The sequence below is a fragment of the Peteryoungia algae genome, assembly GCF_030369675.1.
GTDB lineage: Bacteria > Pseudomonadota > Alphaproteobacteria > Rhizobiales > Rhizobiaceae > Allorhizobium > Allorhizobium algae.
In genome coordinates this window covers 849,921-864,916 of the sequence record NZ_CP128477.1, presented here as the reverse complement: position 1 = coordinate 864,916, position 14,996 = coordinate 849,921, and the positions used below count along the sequence as shown (strand labels likewise).

Here is a 14,996-nt window from a genome sequence, read left to right as displayed (position 1 = left end):
CAGCGGTACAAAATCGGACTGTTTCAAGACCTGCACATCAGGCCATCGCATTTTCTCACCGGCTCTTCACGAAAATTTATCCCCTTGCGGAACACAAATGGAACAGATAGTGTCTGTTCTGTATTTGTTTCACCTTAGGGGCACCGCATATGCTGACGCGCAAGCAACAGGAACTGCTTCTCTTCATCCACGAGCGGATGAAAGAATCGGGCGTCCCGCCTTCCTTCGACGAGATGAAGGACGCGCTGGATCTCGCATCGAAATCCGGCATCCATCGGCTGATCACGGCGCTCGAGGAACGCGGCTTCATCCGCCGGTTGCCGAATCGAGCTCGCGCCCTTGAGGTTATCAAACTGCCGGAAGCCTATTCTCCGAGCATGCAGCCCCGTCGCGGTTTTGCCCCGAGCGTGATCGAAGGCAGTCTTGGCAAGGCACCGCCAGCGCCAACACTCACCAAGCAGCCGGTTGAAGACAGGAGTTCTTCCATCTCGGTTCCCGTCATGGGCCGTATCGCGGCTGGCGTACCGATCTCTGCAATCCAGAACAATACGCATGACATTACCGTGCCGGCCGAGATGATCGGCTCCGGTGATCACTACGCCCTCGAGGTGAAGGGCGATTCGATGATCGAAGCCGGGATCCTCGACGGTGATACCGTCATCATCCGCAATGCGTCCAACGCCAATCCGGGGGACATCATCGTGGCGCTCGTCGACGACGAGGAAGCAACATTGAAGCGGTTCCGCCGGCGTGGCGCGTCGATCGCGCTGGAGGCCGCCAATCCGGCCTATGAAACGCGAATCTTCCCGCCGGATCGGGTCAAGATCCAGGGCAAGCTGGTCGGCCTCATCCGCCGGTATCACTGAGCGTCAGCTGTCGGCGACAGTTGTTGCGCCGTTGTCCGGCTTTCTGATGCTTGGGGGATGGTGTGTTCGTCTGCCGCCGATGCCGTGCGCCAGTCGTAGAGGCGGTGTTGCGTCCACGGTCTCGGCTTCCCCTCGAAAGATGTTCTGATCACCAGGTGCTGCGGCGCGTCTGCAAGGCCGGAAATTTCGACAGCGCCGGTGGCCCTGAGGCTGCTTTGCGACAGAAGCGCCGCACCCGAGCGGCAGGCGGTCAATCGCGTGCGAGCCGCCAGAACGACGACATCGGCAAGGTCGCAGCCAACCCCGACCAGGTCGGGACGGTCGAGGGTCATCAGCAATTTCCCCGTGTCCATCCGGGCGACACAGGCCTGCTTGATGCAGGTGAACCGGTCCATCCTGGCAGATTTGGTCAATTGATCGAGAAGCGTTGCAGCAGCCGATCGCTGCGCTGCGCTCCAGGTCTCTCCGGTTCGCCAGTCAGGTGGCGCTGGCAATTCGCCAATCGTAAGCATTTGGGGCGGCATCGTCGTCTCGACATCCAGCACCGGTCGCCATTGATCGAAGATGAAGGCCGGCGGCCGAGTTCGGTTGATAGCGAGGGTCCGTGCGGCGCCGTCACCGCTCCAGAGCGCCACTAGTCTCGCATCCTCGCTGATCATCAGTTCACCGGGTTCCTGTCTCGGCCCAAGCCATGTCGCAACGAGCGTCACCGCGATCAGGACGGTTCCTGCATGTCTGAGACTGCTGCGAAACAGCGTCAGCAGGAGCATGCCGGTGATCGTTCCGAGCATGAACCAGCCGGGTAGGCGCGGAAAGACGTAACCTCCACCCCAGCCGGCAACCATGTAGGCGACATGCAGAACCAGTTCGAGCCCCTGCCCCATGATCCAGAAGAAGGGTGCATCAAGGCCGAAGGGCATGAGCAGCATGGCAATGAAGCCTGCCGGCATGACCACCAGCGAAATCAGCGGCATGGCGGCGAGGTTGGCTTCAAGTCCATGGGTCGACAGGCGGTGAAAATGGGTGATGGCAAAGATTGCGGTGGCCAGTCCGCCGATCAGGGATGTCGCCAGAGTACCGCCGATGAGTTTTCCGCCGCCCGCAGCAACGCGCAGGCCGAGTGACCGCATCGGCGGCAGCATGGCCCGTGGCCTGGAGCGCCAGCCGGCATAGCCGGCGATCAGGCCTGCAGTGGCCGCAAAGGACATCTGGAAACTCGGCCCCATCACAGCTGAAGGCTGTACGACAAGAATGGCTGTTGCAGCCAGGGCCAGGTTGCGCAGGCTGACGGCCGGACGGTCGAAGAGAACTGCAGCCAGCATGATGGCGGTCATCAGATAGGCACGCAGCGCAGAGACCTGATAGCCGGAAATGAGCACATAGCCGGTCGTGGCAATCAACGCGCCCGCAGCCGCGATCTTCTTGATCGGATATCGCTCGGCCAGCGCCGGCACGAGGCTGAGCAGACCGCGCAGGCCGACGAAAAATATGCCGGCGGCGAGGGCCATGTTGAGACCCGAGATTGCGGTGATATGGGCAAGGCCCGAAGCCCGAAGCGCCTCGGTCGCCGCGGTCGACATGGAGCGACGCTCTCCCGTGATGATCGAGGCGGCAAAGGCGCCAGGATCGCCTGGAATGACGGAGCGGATGCGATTCGAGATCCGGTCCCGCAGGGAGAACAATGCCGCATCGAAGCGCGCGACCAACCCGGCTCCATTATCCTCTCCGGCCAGTTTCGCCTGAGGCGGACCGAGAAAGAAACCGACAGCGCCGATGCCGGAGAAATAGCTTTGAAAGGCAAAGTCGTTCAGACCGGGCAAGGCGGGACCCGACGGTGGCGAGAGCCGCGCCCGCCCGCTGAGCCAGTCGCCGATCGCAGCCGGTGCATGTTTGCTGCGTGCCAGCAGAGTGACCCTTTCAGGCGGCCGCCGCACGGTAGGCTCCACCGTCCCCGTCAGCCTCAGCGTATAGCGCCACTCGCCGGCCGCGCCTTGCTCCCTGCGCTCGACGATACCAGTCACGGTGGTGACGAGCGGCTGGTCGATGATGACGGTCGAAACGCGCCTCGCCTCCCACTCCGCAAGCAGCATGCCGACGACAGCAAGGCAGGCGCTCCAGAGAATCAGATTTGACGCCGTGTCCCGCGCCGATCGCGACAGCGCAAACAGGAGAGCAAGCACAAGCGGAGCAAGGACCGGCGCCAAGGGTGGACTCGACAAAGAAAACCAGATTGCAGCGCCGGCACCGAGGCACACCGGGACAAAGTGGAAGAAATGCCCGTAACTGATCTCCTCCATGAGGCGCTCGCGAACATAGTCGCGGACGCGACGCAAAACGGTTGAAATCGAAAGGTGGAAACCGGAGGCTGTCCGACGAGTTGCGGTGGACCAGGAAGGCGGATGAAGCACAGGGCGACGAGCCGGCAGCAGACCGGATCGAATGTCTGGTTCCCCCTGTTTTTCCGCCACTTCGACCATTGCGCTCGCTCGGCCGGATCCACACCATCCAAGGCCAAGATAAGGCAAAACGAAAAACAATCAAAGCTTGCAGAGCCTGGTGATTCTGCCGCCTATCCGAGCCGCAAACGACAAGAACCGATCGGTTCGATTGTTGCCGATTTCGCGATGCACAATTTGCCCTTTGGATAGCTTGGCATTAACTTCGGTATCATATAGCTAACATCAACACGCTTAACCGATGGCGGCTTTTTCGAGACGCCTTCCCGCCAATACCGGAGGATCAGCATGACGGACAAAAGCGCTTCTTTGCAACTTGGGGACAAGACGGTCGACCTGAGCGTCAAGGCCGGCACGATCGGCCCTGACGTCATCGACATCGCCGCCCTTTACAAGCACACGGGCACGTTCACCTACGATCCGGGCTTCACGTCCACGGCATCCTGCGAATCCAAGATCACCTATATCGACGGCGACGAAGGCACGCTTCTGCATCGCGGTTATCCCATCGAGCAGCTTGCCGAAAAGGGCGACTTCCTGGAAGTCTGCTACCTTCTTCTCTACGGCGAACTGCCGACGGCAGCGCAGAAGAAGGACTTCGATTATCGCGTCACGCATCACACGATGGTGCACGAGCAGATGAGCAAGTTCTTCTCCGGCTATCGCCGCGACGCCCATCCGATGGCCGTCATGGTCGGCACGGTCGGTGCGCTCTCCGCCTTCTATCACGACTCGACCGACATCACCGATCCGCACCAGCGGATGGTCGCCTCGCTGCGCATGATCGCCAAGATGCCGACAATTGCGGCCATGGCCTACAAATATCACATCGGCCAGCCTTTCGTGTATCCGAAGAACGACCTCGATTATGCGTCGAACTTCCTGCGCATGTGCTTTGCCGTACCCTGCGAAGAATACCAGGCGAATCCGGTTCTGGCCCGTGCCATGGACCGCATCTTCATCCTGCATGCCGATCATGAGCAGAATGCCTCGACCTCGACCGTGCGTCTGGCCGGTTCCTCGGGCGCCAATCCGTTCGCCTGCATCGCGGCCGGCATCGCCTGCCTCTGGGGCCCAGCCCATGGCGGCGCCAACGAGGCGGCCCTCAACATGCTGATGGAAATCGGCTCGGTCGACCGCATTCCCGAATACATCGCCAAGGCCAAAGACAAGAATGATCCGTTCCGGCTCATGGGCTTCGGCCACCGGGTCTACAAGAACTACGATCCGCGCGCCAAGATCATGCAGAAGACCATGTACGAGGTCCTCGAAGCCACCGGCCATGCCGACGATCCGCTGATGAAGGTCGCGCTCGAACTCGAGAAGATCGCGCTCAACGATCCCTATTTCATCGAGAAGAAGCTCTACCCGAACGTCGACTTCTACTCGGGCATCACGCTGCGTGCGCTCGGATTCCCGACGACCATGTTCACCGTTCTGTTTGCGCTCGCCCGCACCGTCGGCTGGATCGCGCAGTGGAACGAGATGATCGAAGATCCGCAGCAGCGCATCGGTCGCCCGCGCCAGCTCTATACCGGTGAGCCGCAGCGGGACTACAAGGCACTTTCGGAACGCTGAGGCGCCCGTTATCATCGCGATCAAGAAGGCCGGCTCTGTCCGGCCTTTTTTCGTTTCGGTTGGCTGATTGTCTGTCCGGCGGGCCCAAAGCGGTCAAACTCCGCGTGATGGCTGCGCATTTCGCACCCTGATGCCTTCATTTCCCGAGAGCTTTGTTCTAAGGAAGTCAACCTGCTTCGTCCCACACGAAGAATTACAATGAGGTTCATGCGTCCCGATGCTCGTCGTCTTGAGAAAAGCTTCCCAAACCCTGTTCGCCAAGATCCTGCTTGTCCTGCTCGTCGCCTCCTTCGGCGTCTGGGGCGTATCGGCATCGCTGTTCAGCAACACGTCCGATACCGTTGTCGCCGTCGGAGACCAGACGGTTTCGTCGAGCGACTTTGCCTTCGCCTATCAGCGGCAGGTGTCGGACATGAGCAGCCGGTTCGGCATGCAGCTCACCACCGAGCAGGCGCGAGCCTTCGGCATCGAGGCACAGGTGTTTTCGCAGCTCGCAGCCGGCGCAGCCCTCGATCAGCTCGCCACAGACATGAACCTCGGGCTTTCGCAGGATCGACTGGCGCAGCTGATCGCCGATGATCCGGCCTTCAAGAATGCAGCCGGCAGCTTCGACCGTGGCCTGTTCTCCTCTCGCCTGCGCAGTGCGGGCCTGCGTGAAGACGACTACATCCAGGAACGCTCCAAGGTCGCGATCCGCAGCCAGATCGTCGATGCCACTGCGGACGGCTTCGTCGCTCCCAAGGTGCTCATCGATGCGATCAAGTCCTATCGTTACGAGAACCGTGACATCAATTATCTGCTGCTGACCAATGCCAATATAGAGCCGGTCAAGGCACCCGACGACGCGACGCTCGCTGCCTGGTTCGACACGACAAAGTCGGGCTATCGGGCTCCGGAATATCGCAGCTTCAACTATGTGAAGCTCGAGCCTGCCGACATCGCGGACACGTCTGCGATCACCGACGAACAGATCCGCGAAGATTACGAACGCCGGAAGGCGACCTACGAAATCGCGGGCACGCGCACCATCGAGCAGCTGTCCTTCGAAAATCGTGAAGTTGCGGATGCCGCCCTTTCGGAACTTCAGAACGGCACTAGCTTCGACCAGCTGGTTAGCGATCAGGGCAAGACTGCGGGCGACGTGCTGCTGGGCGAATTCACCCGCGACCGCCTGCCCGATCCGGCCCTTGCGGAAGCGGCCTTCGCCGTCACGACGGAAGGTGGCACCACCCCCGTAGTCGACGGGGCGCTCGGACCGGTGATCCTCCGCATCAGCAACATCAAGGATGGACGCACCCAGAGCCTTGACGAGGTGAAGGAAGAGATCCGCACTGCGCTTGCCGAAGCCGCTGCGATCGCCGATATCACCACCGTGCACGACCAGTTCGAAGACCTGCGCGCCGGCGGTTCGACGCTGAAGGAAGCCGCAGACCAGCTCAGGCTCAAGACTGCGACCATCACCGACATCGACCGCCGCGGCCTCGACAATCGCGAAACGGAAATTGCGGGCATTCCGGAGCGTGACAAGCTGCTGACGGAAGTCTTCCGCACCGACATCGGTATCGAAGCTCTTCCGGTCAATCTCGGCAACAATGGCTTCATCTGGTTCGATGTCACCGATATCAAGCCGGAACGTGACCGGGAACTTGCCGAAGTGCGCGAAAAGGCCGTGGCTGACTGGACGGCCGAACAGCAGCGCATTGCGCTCGGCGCCCTCGCCGAGAGCCTGCGCAAGCGGATCGCCGACGGCGGCAAGCTGGAGGATATCGCGTCCGAACTCGGCATCGCCGTCGAAAGCAAGGCCGGCATTACCCGCCGCAGTGAAGATGCCGTTCTTGGGCCGGCAGCCGTCACAGCCGCCTTCTCGGGCCCGCAGGGCACGGTCGCGACCGCGTCGGGCGCCGATCCCTCGACGCAGATCCTGCTTTCGGTCACGGCTGTCCGCGATCAGCCGACCGGCGGCGTCCCGCTGAGCGAGGACCAGCAGATCGGCCAGCTGGCCAATGCGGCCGGAGACGACATTCTCGACCAGATGGTGAGCCAGCTGCAAGCGGAATACGGCGTGGTCTTCAATCAGGCGTTGGCCCAGCAGGCCATCGTTCGATAAACGCAGACCATCAAGGGGGAGCTGTGTCATGTCCGGGTTGAAACCCTTCATCGCCAAGATCGCTGCGCGCCAGCCACTGACGCGACAGGAAGCAAGCGACGCATTCGAAATCCTGATGTCGGGCGAAGCCAGCATGGCGCAAGTCGGCGGCTTCCTGATGGGCTTGCGTGTGCGCGGCGAGACCGTCGACGAAATCGCCGGCGCTGTGTCCATCATGCGGCAGAAGATGGTTCCGGTGGATGCGCCTGAAGACGCAATCGACATCGTCGGAACCGGCGGCGACGGCACCAACACCTACAATATCTCCACGCTGGCAGCGCTGATCGTCGCCGGTGCGGGGGTTCCGGTCGCCAAGCACGGCAACCGAGCGCTCAGCTCGAAATCCGGCACCGCCGATGCGCTCTCGCAGCTCGGAGTGAAACTCGACATCGAGCCTGACCTGATCTCGCGCTGCATTCGGGAGGCCGGGATCGGCTTTATGTTCGCACAGCTGCATCATCCGGCCATGCGCCATGTCGGACCCGCCCGTGTCGAACTGGGCGCCCGCACCATCTTCAATATTGTCGGCCCGCTTTCGAGCCCGGCACGGGTCAAGAAACAGCTTTTCGGCGTCTATTCGCCGGAATGGCTCATCCCCGGGGCTGAAGCCTTGCGGGACCTCGGGCTGACCAGTGCCTGGGTCGTTCATGGCAGCGGCCTCGACGAAATCACCACGACCGGTCCGAGCCATGTGGCGGAACTCAAGGATGGCGACATCCGAAGCTTCGAGCTCTCCCCCGACGATTTCGGTGTCGAAACCGTGTCACTCGATGCCATCCGCGGTGGCGATGGCGCGGTGAATGCGGCGGCCCTCCGGGACGTGCTCGGCGGGGCCAAGACAGCCTATCGCGACGTGGCACTGTGCAACGCGGCCGCGTCACTCATCGTCGCCGGCAAGGCACAGGACGTGACCGAGGGCATGCATCTCGCCAGCCAGTCACTCGATACCGGCAGTGCTGCACGCGCACTCGAAACGCTGGTCACCATTTCCAATTCCGCCACTCAGGGCTAAGCTCCAGACCATGACCGACATCCTGAAGCGCATAGAGACATACAAGCGGGAAGAAATCGCGGCGGCAAAGGCTGCCGTTTCGCTCGCCGAACTCAAGGACCGGGTCGCGGCCCAGGACGCGCCGCGCGGTTTTCATGATGCGCTTCTGCACGCCCGGAACGAAGGCCGCTTCGGCCTGATCGCCGAGATAAAGAAGGCAAGTCCATCCAAGGGCTTGATCCGACCGGATTTTGATCCGCCATTGCTCGCTGCGGCCTATGAGGCCGGCGGCGCAACCTGCCTCTCGGTGCTCACGGATACGCCGAGCTTTCAGGGCGCCCCGGAGTTTCTGACGGCGGCGCGCAAGGCCTGCAGCCTGCCGGCCCTGCGCAAGGACTTCATGTTCGACGCCTATCAGGTCTATGAAGCGCGCGCCTGGGGCGGCGACTGCATCTTGCTCATCATGGCCTCGCTGTCGGACGGCGAAGCGGCTGAGCTCGAGGGCCTCGCCTTCGAACTCGGCATGGACGTGCTGGTCGAAGTGCATGATGCCGAAGAGATGGAACGGGCACTAAAGCTCAAGTCGCCGCTGGTCGGCATCAACAACCGCAATCTGCGCACCTTCGAGGTCAGCCTCACTGTCAGCGAAGAGCTGGCGCCCATGGTCCCAGACGATCGGCTGCTGGTCGGCGAAAGCGGTATCTTCACCTATGAGGATTGCCAGCGGCTGGAGAAATCCGGTATTTCGACCTTCCTCGTCGGCGAAAGCCTGATGCGCAAGGACGACGTCGCTTCTGCAACGCGCCTGCTGCTGACCGGCAGGACCGGCACCCTGGCGGCCGAATGACGGCCGCGCCCGGCGGACTGACGCATATCGGCGCCTCCGGTGAGGCGCATATGGTGGATGTTTCTGCCAAGAATGACACGGTTCGTGTCGCGGTCGCCGAAGGATTTGTGCGGATGAATCCCGGCACTCTTGCAACGATCATGGCCGGGAATGCCAAGAAGGGCGACGTGATTGGCTCCGCTCGGATCGCCGGCATCATGGCGGCCAAGCAGACCAGCAATCTCATCCCGCTCTGCCATCCGCTGATGCTGTCGAAAGTCACCGTCGACATCGCCGAAGATCCGGCCCTTCCCGGACTGAGGGTCGAGGCAACCGTCAAGCTGACCGGCAAGACCGGCGTCGAGATGGAAGCGCTGACGGCTGTCTCGGTCACCTGCCTGACGATCTACGACATGGCGAAAGCCGTCGACAAGACGATGGAAATCGGCGGCATCCGCGTATTGGAGAAAAGTGGCGGCAAGTCGGGCGATTTCCGCCATCCGGAGCGCAACTGATGTCGCTGCTACCGGTCGAGGACGCGCTGGCGCGGCTTCTGGCCGCAGCCCGTCCGATTGTCGCGACTGAAGAGATTGCCCTTTCTGACGCCAATGGTCGCGTGCTCGCGGCCGACCTCAGCGCCCGGCTCACCCAACCACCCTTTGATGCATCCGCCATGGATGGTTACGCGCTTCGCGCGGGAGACGCAGCCGCGGTGGGATCCGTGCTCACCGTCATCGGCGAGTCAGCAGCTGGTCATGGATTTTCGGGCAAGGTCGGTCCCGGCGAGACCGTGCGGATCTTCACCGGTGCACCCGTCCCGGATGGAGCCGACACCATTCTTCTTCAGGAAGATGCCGAAAAGCTCGATGACGGGCGGATCCGCACAGCCTTTGCCGTTACAAAGAGCCGCCACATCCGTCCGAGAGGTCAGGATTTTGCCGAGGGCGACGTAGCTCTCGCTGCGGGTATTCAGCTCGATTTCAGTCACCTGACGCTGGCAGCGGCCATGAACCATGCGCGGCTTCCCGTCTTCCGACGTCCGAAGATCGCGATCCTTGCTACCGGCGACGAGCTTGTCTCGCCCGGCAGCACCCCCGGTCCGAGCCAGATCATCGGATCCAACACATTTGGTATAACAGCACTCGCGCGAGACAATGGTGCTGAGATCCTCGACCTCGGCATCGTGCCTGACGATCGGGATCTGCTGCTGAATGCGGTCAATCGGGCGCGTGATTGCCGTGCCGACGTGCTCGTCACGCTCGGTGGCGCCTCGGTCGGCGATCACGACCTGGTTCAGCCCACGCTGGTTTCAGCCGGCATGCAGCTCGATTTCTGGCGGATCGCCATGCGGCCGGGCAAGCCGCTGATGGTCGGACGGCTGGACGAGATGCACGTCCTTGGGCTTCCTGGCAATCCGATTTCCAGCCTCGTTTGCGGGCTTCTCTTCCTGGAGCCCCTGCTCTGCCATCTAGGGCATCGACAGCCACGACAGCGCATGGCAATTGCCCGGTCACACACCGCGCTGTCTGCCAACGACAAGCGGCAGGACTATGTCCGGGCGCGGCTGATGGATGGCTGGGGGGACATGCCCGCCGTCGAGAGCTTCGGCAAACAGGATTCATCGATGATGCGGATCTTCGCGCAATCCGATTGCCTTATCGTGCGTCCACCCTATGCACCAGCCATCGTTGCCGGAGACACTGTCCCGGTCCTGTTGCTGCGTCCCTGAACGGCCAGGCGGTCTGCGCCTTCCACCCTTGTCCGAGAATCGAAAGACCCGGCACATGGCCGGGTCTGTGGTCGCTATGGTGCTATCGGTCTCAGACGAGGCGGCTCTGCTCAAGGGCTGCGCCGACGAAGCTTGCAAAGAGCGGGTGCGGGTCCAGAGGACGGGACTTCAGCTCCGGATGGTACTGGACGCCGATGAACCATGGATGGTCCGGATATTCGACCGTTTCCGGCAAGAGGCCGTCCGGCGACATGCCCGAGAAGACCAGACCGCAGGATTCCAGCCGGTCCTTGTAGTCGACATTGACCTCGTAGCGATGGCGGTGGCGCTCAGAAATATCGGCCGATCCATAGATTTCGGAGATCTTCGTGCCCTTCTTGAGCGATGCCTTGTAGGCGCCGAGACGCATGGTGCCGCCGAGGTCTCCGACAGCCGAGCGCTTTTCGAGCTCGTTGCCCTTCATCCACTCGGTCATCAGACCCACAACAGGCTCTGCCGTTTTGCCGAATTCGGTGGAGGACGCATTTTCAATGCCAGCGAGATTACGGGCGGCTTCAACGACCGCCATCTGCATACCAAAGCATATGCCGAAATAGGGGACCTTCCGCTCGCGGGCAAACTGCGCGGCCAGGATCTTGCCCTCGGAGCCGCGTTCGCCGAATCCGCCTGGCACAAGAATGCCGTTGACCTTCTCGAGCCATGGCGACGGATCCTCTTTTTCGAAGATCTCGGATTCGATCCATTCGAGGTTGACCTTGACCCGGTTGGCGATGCCACCGTGATAAAGTGCCTCGATCAGCGACTTGTACGCATCCTTGAGGCCGGTGTATTTGCCGACGATCGCAATCGTGACTTCACCTTCCGGCGTCCGGATGCGGTTACAGACCTCTTCCCATGCGTCCAGACGCGGCTTCGGTGCCGGTTCGATCCCGAAGGCGGCCAGAACCTCGTTGTCGAGGCCTTCCTTGTGATAGGCCATTGGCACGTCGTAGATGTTGGCGACGTCGAGAGCCTGGATCACGGCGCTTTCGCGAACGTTGCAGAACAGCGAAAGCTTGCGGCGCTCGGCCTGGGGGATCTCGCGATCGGCACGAACCAGCAGGATGTCAGGGTGGATACCCAGCGCCTGCAGTTCCTTGACCGAATGCTGCGTCGGCTTGGTCTTCAGCTCGCCGGCTGCCGGTATAAAGGGCATCAAGGTCAGATGGACATAGACGGCAGTGCCGCGCGGCAGGTCGTTTCCGAGTTGGCGGATCGCTTCCATGAAGGGCATGGCTTCGATGTCGCCGACGGTGCCGCCGATCTCGCAGATGACGAAGTCGTAGTCGTCATTGCCCTCGATGACGAAATCCTTGATCTCGTTGGTCACATGCGGAATGACCTGGACGGTCGCGCCGAGATAGTCGCCGCGTCGTTCCTTGTCGATGATGTTCTTGTAGATGCGGCCGGTGGTGATGTTGTCGGTCTTGGTCGCCGAGCGCCCGGTAAACCGCTCGTAGTGGCCAAGGTCGAGGTCGGTCTCGGCACCATCGTCGGTGACGAAAACTTCGCCGTGCTGAGTCGGGCTCATGGTGCCCGGGTCAACGTTGAGATAGGGGTCCAGCTTGCGCAGACGCACGCGGTAACCCCGTGCCTGCAACAATGCCCCGAGAGCTGCGGCCGCAATTCCTTTACCGAGAGAGGAAACCACGCCGCCAGTGATGAATACATATCGCGCCATGGGCTTCACCGGATACCGTTTCAGATTCGATTCCGCCAGCCCCAATCGGGTTTGTCCCACATTTTTCGTGTGGAGTGGCGGAATTCAGACAAAAGAAAACCGGCGGACCCTGGAGCCCGCCGGAGTGATGGATCCCGTTCCGATCAGTTGTTCGGAACGGCGTTGGGGTCGGCAGCCGGAGCCGGCGTCGCCGGTGCGGATTCTGCCGGAGCCGTCGTCGAGGGCTGTGCCGGGGCTGCGCCCGGGAGCTGGTCGAGAACGCTGCCGCCGCCCTGAGTGGTGCCGCTGCCGGCCGGTATCCGGTCGAGGATATCGGTCGGACGGGTTTCGTAGCGGGCGAGAATGCCAAGCGCCAGCGAGATGATGAAGAACAGGGTCGCGAGGATAGCCGTCGTGCGGGTCAGGGCATTCGCCGTGCCACGCGCAGACATGAAGCCCGATCCGCCACCGACACCGAGACCGCCGCCTTCCGACCGCTGGATGAGGACGACGCCGATCAGAGCGACGACGACCATGAGATAAATTACGAGCAATACGGTCTGCATGGAATGTCCATCCTGCCCGACAGGGGCAAAATCAATGAGGTTGGCGGCTCTTTACATGAGAGGAACGGGCAATGAAACCCCCTACTCCGCATTTCCAGGCTTTGCCCTTCAGGCGGTGAGGTCCTCGTAGACCCGGTATATGGCGAGGAAATCTTCGGCCTTCAAGCTTGCACCGCCGATCAGCGCACCATCGACGTTCTCGACGGCCATGAGTTCTCTCGCATTCGATGGCTTCACCGATCCGCCATAGAGGATTGGCATCAATTTGCCCTCGGCGCCGAAACGCTCGGCCAGTTCGGTCCGCAGAAATGCATGGGCTTCGGCGACATCGGCCGTCGTCGGGGTCAGCCCCGTCCCGATCGCCCAGACCGGTTCGTAGGCGATCACGGTGCGCTCGGCCTTTGCGCCATCGGGAACCGAGCCGGCGAGCTGGCGCTTGAGGATATCCAGGGTCTGGCCGGACTTTCGCTCCTCCGCCGTCTCGCCGATGCAGATGATGGCTGTCAGGTCAGCGGCATAGGCAGCCTCCGCCTTGGCGCGCACCAGATGGTCGGTTTCGGCATGGTCGGTGCGGCGTTCGGAATGGCCGACAATCACATGGGTACCGAAACAATCCGCGATCATTTCAGCTGCGATGTCACCGGTATGCGCGCCGGATACGTTCTGGTGGCAGTCCTGCGCGCCGATCTGCAGCGGGCTGTCGGTGCACAGTGCCGTCGCAACATAGAGCAAGGTCGCCGGTGGGCAGATCAGGCAATCGACCTTCTCAGACAGGGGGCCCTGGACGCCTTCCGCGATCGCCTTGATCTGGTCGAGCGAAGCCCGCGTGCCGTTCATCTTCCAATTGCCCGCAACCAGCGGACGAACATCCGGTGTCATATCGTCAAAACCCCTATTTCGCTCCTGCGAAGTAGCAAATCTGAGCGCTAAAGGAAAGATTGCGGTGAGAGATTGGCTGCTTAATCAGGCAGCATGGTAAAATCCGGACCGAGATTGCCTAGACAAGCGGCAAAATCACCGACAACGGCCAGCGGGTGATCAAGCCCTGGCCCTGACGATCGAGGTTAGCGGACCAGCCAGTTGAGCAAGGCGCGCCAGTCCGTCATGCGCACCGGCGTGCCGTGCGAGCCGCTTTCAAAGAGCGTGAAACGAACCGGCTGACCTGCGCCGCGCAGCTTGCGATAGATCGCCAACTGGTCGTCTGCGGCATAGACGCTGTCGCGGCTGCCATGGGTGAACCAGATCGGCAACTGGGCCTTTGCCGCGGCACTCTGGGGCAAGGCCGGATCCGGTGCCCCCCCGAGGATCGCCATTCCGGAGAGTTTCGCCACAGTTGCCGGATCGCGCGAAAGACCCCAGCAGATGAAGCTGCCCATCGAGGCGCAGGCGAGGACCACGGGCTTGCCGCCGGATCGGGCCGAAGCATAGGCCACAAGGGCGGCCACGTCCGCGACACCCTTCTCGTCGAAGCTCTTGACCGAAGGAGCGTAATAGGTCCCGCCGTTTTCGGCGGCGAGGTTCTTCAGCCGATTGAAGTTGCCGCCGAAGCTGATGTCATTGAGCCCCAGGCGCCGGTCCCCGCCCCGGCCATGGATGAAGATCACGGTGAAAGCCTGGCCCTGATCGAGGCCGATTCTCCCGACTTGCATGGGTCCGGTTGCCAGATCGAGGGTCTGGTTCTCCTGAAAGCGACGAACCTTGAGCGAGACGTAGCGATCCTTCACCCGGCGTTCGGGAATGCTGTCGCGGCCATTGATGTCGCGCATCTCATCATAATCGATGATGGTAAAGTCACCGCCATCGCCGGCTTCGATCACGGTCTGGGCCGAGAAGAGCTCATCCTTGAATGGACCGACGGCCTCGGCACGGGCACTTGCCAGAAACAGAAACGGAAAGAGAACGCAGGAAATCGCCGCGGTGCGGAAATGAGCTGTGGACATCTGCATGGAAGATGGGTTTCCTCTCGGCTCACGCTTGCCTTCGCGAAATGCGCCACGCAAAGCTGGCCCGAATTCAACATGCGCCGGCTGTCTGGCCCTTCGCGCCTGCCCTGCCTTTCTGGCACAATCCGACTGATTCGCAGATGCGACTGGCCAGGTGCAGAAGCTTTTGGAAGGTGCCTCAGGTCCGGCATCGAAC

The 14,996-nt window shown here is 61.7% G+C and carries 13 protein-coding genes; 8 read left to right on the top strand and 5 right to left on the bottom strand.

Annotation, left to right across the window (positions count from 1 at the left end):
• Positions 1-149 precede the first annotated feature (149 nt).
• Complete coding sequence (gene lexA, locus QTL56_RS04440) at positions 150-866, top strand: transcriptional repressor LexA (protein WP_245136894.1); 717 nt, start codon at positions 150-152, stop codon at positions 864-866.
• Here the strand turns inward: lexA and QTL56_RS04435 are convergent.
• Entirely contained in the window at positions 860-3,070 is a 2,211-nt protein-coding gene (locus QTL56_RS04435; protein ID WP_245136895.1) for a ComEC/Rec2 family competence protein, read from the bottom strand. The genes lexA and QTL56_RS04435 overlap by 7 nt on opposite strands.
• A gap of 195 nt (positions 3,071-3,265) precedes the next feature.
• Between QTL56_RS04435 and QTL56_RS04430 the strand changes: the two genes are divergently transcribed.
• From QTL56_RS04430 to QTL56_RS04400, 7 genes are all read left to right on the top strand, one after another.
• A complete protein-coding gene (locus QTL56_RS04430) occupies positions 3,266-3,514 on the top strand; it encodes a hypothetical protein (RefSeq protein ID WP_245136896.1) in 249 nt (82 codons plus the stop codon).
• A 96-nt stretch (positions 3,515-3,610) separates the two neighbouring features.
• On the top strand, positions 3,611-4,900 hold the full coding sequence (gene gltA, locus QTL56_RS04425; protein ID WP_229575411.1) for a citrate synthase: 1,290 nt from the start codon (positions 3,611-3,613) through the stop codon (positions 4,898-4,900).
• 217 nt (positions 4,901-5,117) lie between these two features.
• Entirely contained in the window at positions 5,118-7,007 is a 1,890-nt protein-coding gene (locus QTL56_RS04420; RefSeq protein ID WP_245136897.1) for a peptidylprolyl isomerase, read from the top strand.
• Between the two features lie 28 nt (positions 7,008-7,035).
• Entirely contained in the window at positions 7,036-8,058 is a 1,023-nt protein-coding gene (gene trpD, locus QTL56_RS04415) for an anthranilate phosphoribosyltransferase (protein ID WP_245136900.1), read from the top strand.
• Positions 8,059-8,068: 10 nt separating this feature from the next.
• Positions 8,069-8,884, top strand: a complete 816-nt coding sequence (gene trpC, locus QTL56_RS04410) for an indole-3-glycerol phosphate synthase TrpC (protein WP_245136901.1) — start codon at positions 8,069-8,071, stop codon at positions 8,882-8,884.
• On the top strand, positions 8,881-9,378 hold the full coding sequence (gene moaC, locus QTL56_RS04405) for a cyclic pyranopterin monophosphate synthase MoaC (RefSeq protein ID WP_245136903.1): 498 nt from the start codon (positions 8,881-8,883) through the stop codon (positions 9,376-9,378). The genes trpC and moaC overlap by 4 nt, the downstream gene beginning before the upstream one ends.
• Positions 9,378-10,592, top strand: a complete 1,215-nt coding sequence (locus QTL56_RS04400; protein ID WP_245136904.1) for a molybdopterin molybdotransferase MoeA — start codon at positions 9,378-9,380, stop codon at positions 10,590-10,592. The genes moaC and QTL56_RS04400 overlap by 1 nt, the downstream gene beginning before the upstream one ends.
• A gap of 91 nt (positions 10,593-10,683) precedes the next feature.
• On the opposite strand, the gene pyrG is transcribed toward QTL56_RS04400, so the two are convergent.
• From pyrG to QTL56_RS04380, 4 genes are all read right to left on the bottom strand, one after another.
• Positions 10,684-12,321, bottom strand: coding sequence for a CTP synthase (pyrG, locus tag QTL56_RS04395; RefSeq protein WP_280640733.1), 1,638 nt, complete (start codon positions 12,319-12,321; stop codon positions 10,684-10,686).
• Between the two features lie 134 nt (positions 12,322-12,455).
• Entirely contained in the window at positions 12,456-12,857 is a 402-nt protein-coding gene (gene secG / locus QTL56_RS04390; RefSeq protein WP_229575404.1) for a preprotein translocase subunit SecG, read from the bottom strand.
• Positions 12,858-12,965: 108 nt separating this feature from the next.
• The gene (gene tpiA / locus QTL56_RS04385; RefSeq protein WP_245136905.1) at positions 12,966-13,736 is read right to left on the bottom strand and encodes a triose-phosphate isomerase; all 771 of its coding nucleotides are present in this window, start codon (positions 13,734-13,736) and stop codon (positions 12,966-12,968) included.
• Positions 13,737-13,921: 185 nt separating this feature from the next.
• Entirely contained in the window at positions 13,922-14,803 is an 882-nt protein-coding gene (locus tag QTL56_RS04380) for a dienelactone hydrolase family protein (protein WP_370660324.1), read from the bottom strand.
• Positions 14,804-14,996 lie beyond the last annotated feature (193 nt).

Coding starts and splice junctions, on each gene's coding strand:
- gltA (WP_229575411.1), top strand. CDS start 3,611: ATGACGGACAAAAGCGCTTCTTTGCAACTTGGGGACAAGACGGTCGAC.
- QTL56_RS04420 (WP_245136897.1), top strand. CDS start 5,118: ATGCTCGTCGTCTTGAGAAAAGCTTCCCAAACCCTGTTCGCCAAGATC.
- QTL56_RS04380 (WP_370660324.1), bottom strand. CDS start 14,803: ATGCAGATGTCCACAGCTCATTTCCGCACCGCGGCGATTTCCTGCGTT.
- QTL56_RS04400 (WP_245136904.1), top strand. CDS start 9,378: ATGTCGCTGCTACCGGTCGAGGACGCGCTGGCGCGGCTTCTGGCCGCA.
- QTL56_RS04430 (WP_245136896.1), top strand. CDS start 3,266: ATGAAGCACAGGGCGACGAGCCGGCAGCAGACCGGATCGAATGTCTGG.
- tpiA (WP_245136905.1), bottom strand. CDS start 13,736: ATGACACCGGATGTTCGTCCGCTGGTTGCGGGCAATTGGAAGATGAAC.
- secG (WP_229575404.1), bottom strand. CDS start 12,857: ATGCAGACCGTATTGCTCGTAATTTATCTCATGGTCGTCGTCGCTCTG.
- trpC (WP_245136901.1), top strand. CDS start 8,069: ATGACCGACATCCTGAAGCGCATAGAGACATACAAGCGGGAAGAAATC.
- trpD (WP_245136900.1), top strand. CDS start 7,036: ATGTCCGGGTTGAAACCCTTCATCGCCAAGATCGCTGCGCGCCAGCCA.
- lexA (WP_245136894.1), top strand. CDS start 150: ATGCTGACGCGCAAGCAACAGGAACTGCTTCTCTTCATCCACGAGCGG.
- moaC (WP_245136903.1), top strand. CDS start 8,881: ATGACGGCCGCGCCCGGCGGACTGACGCATATCGGCGCCTCCGGTGAG.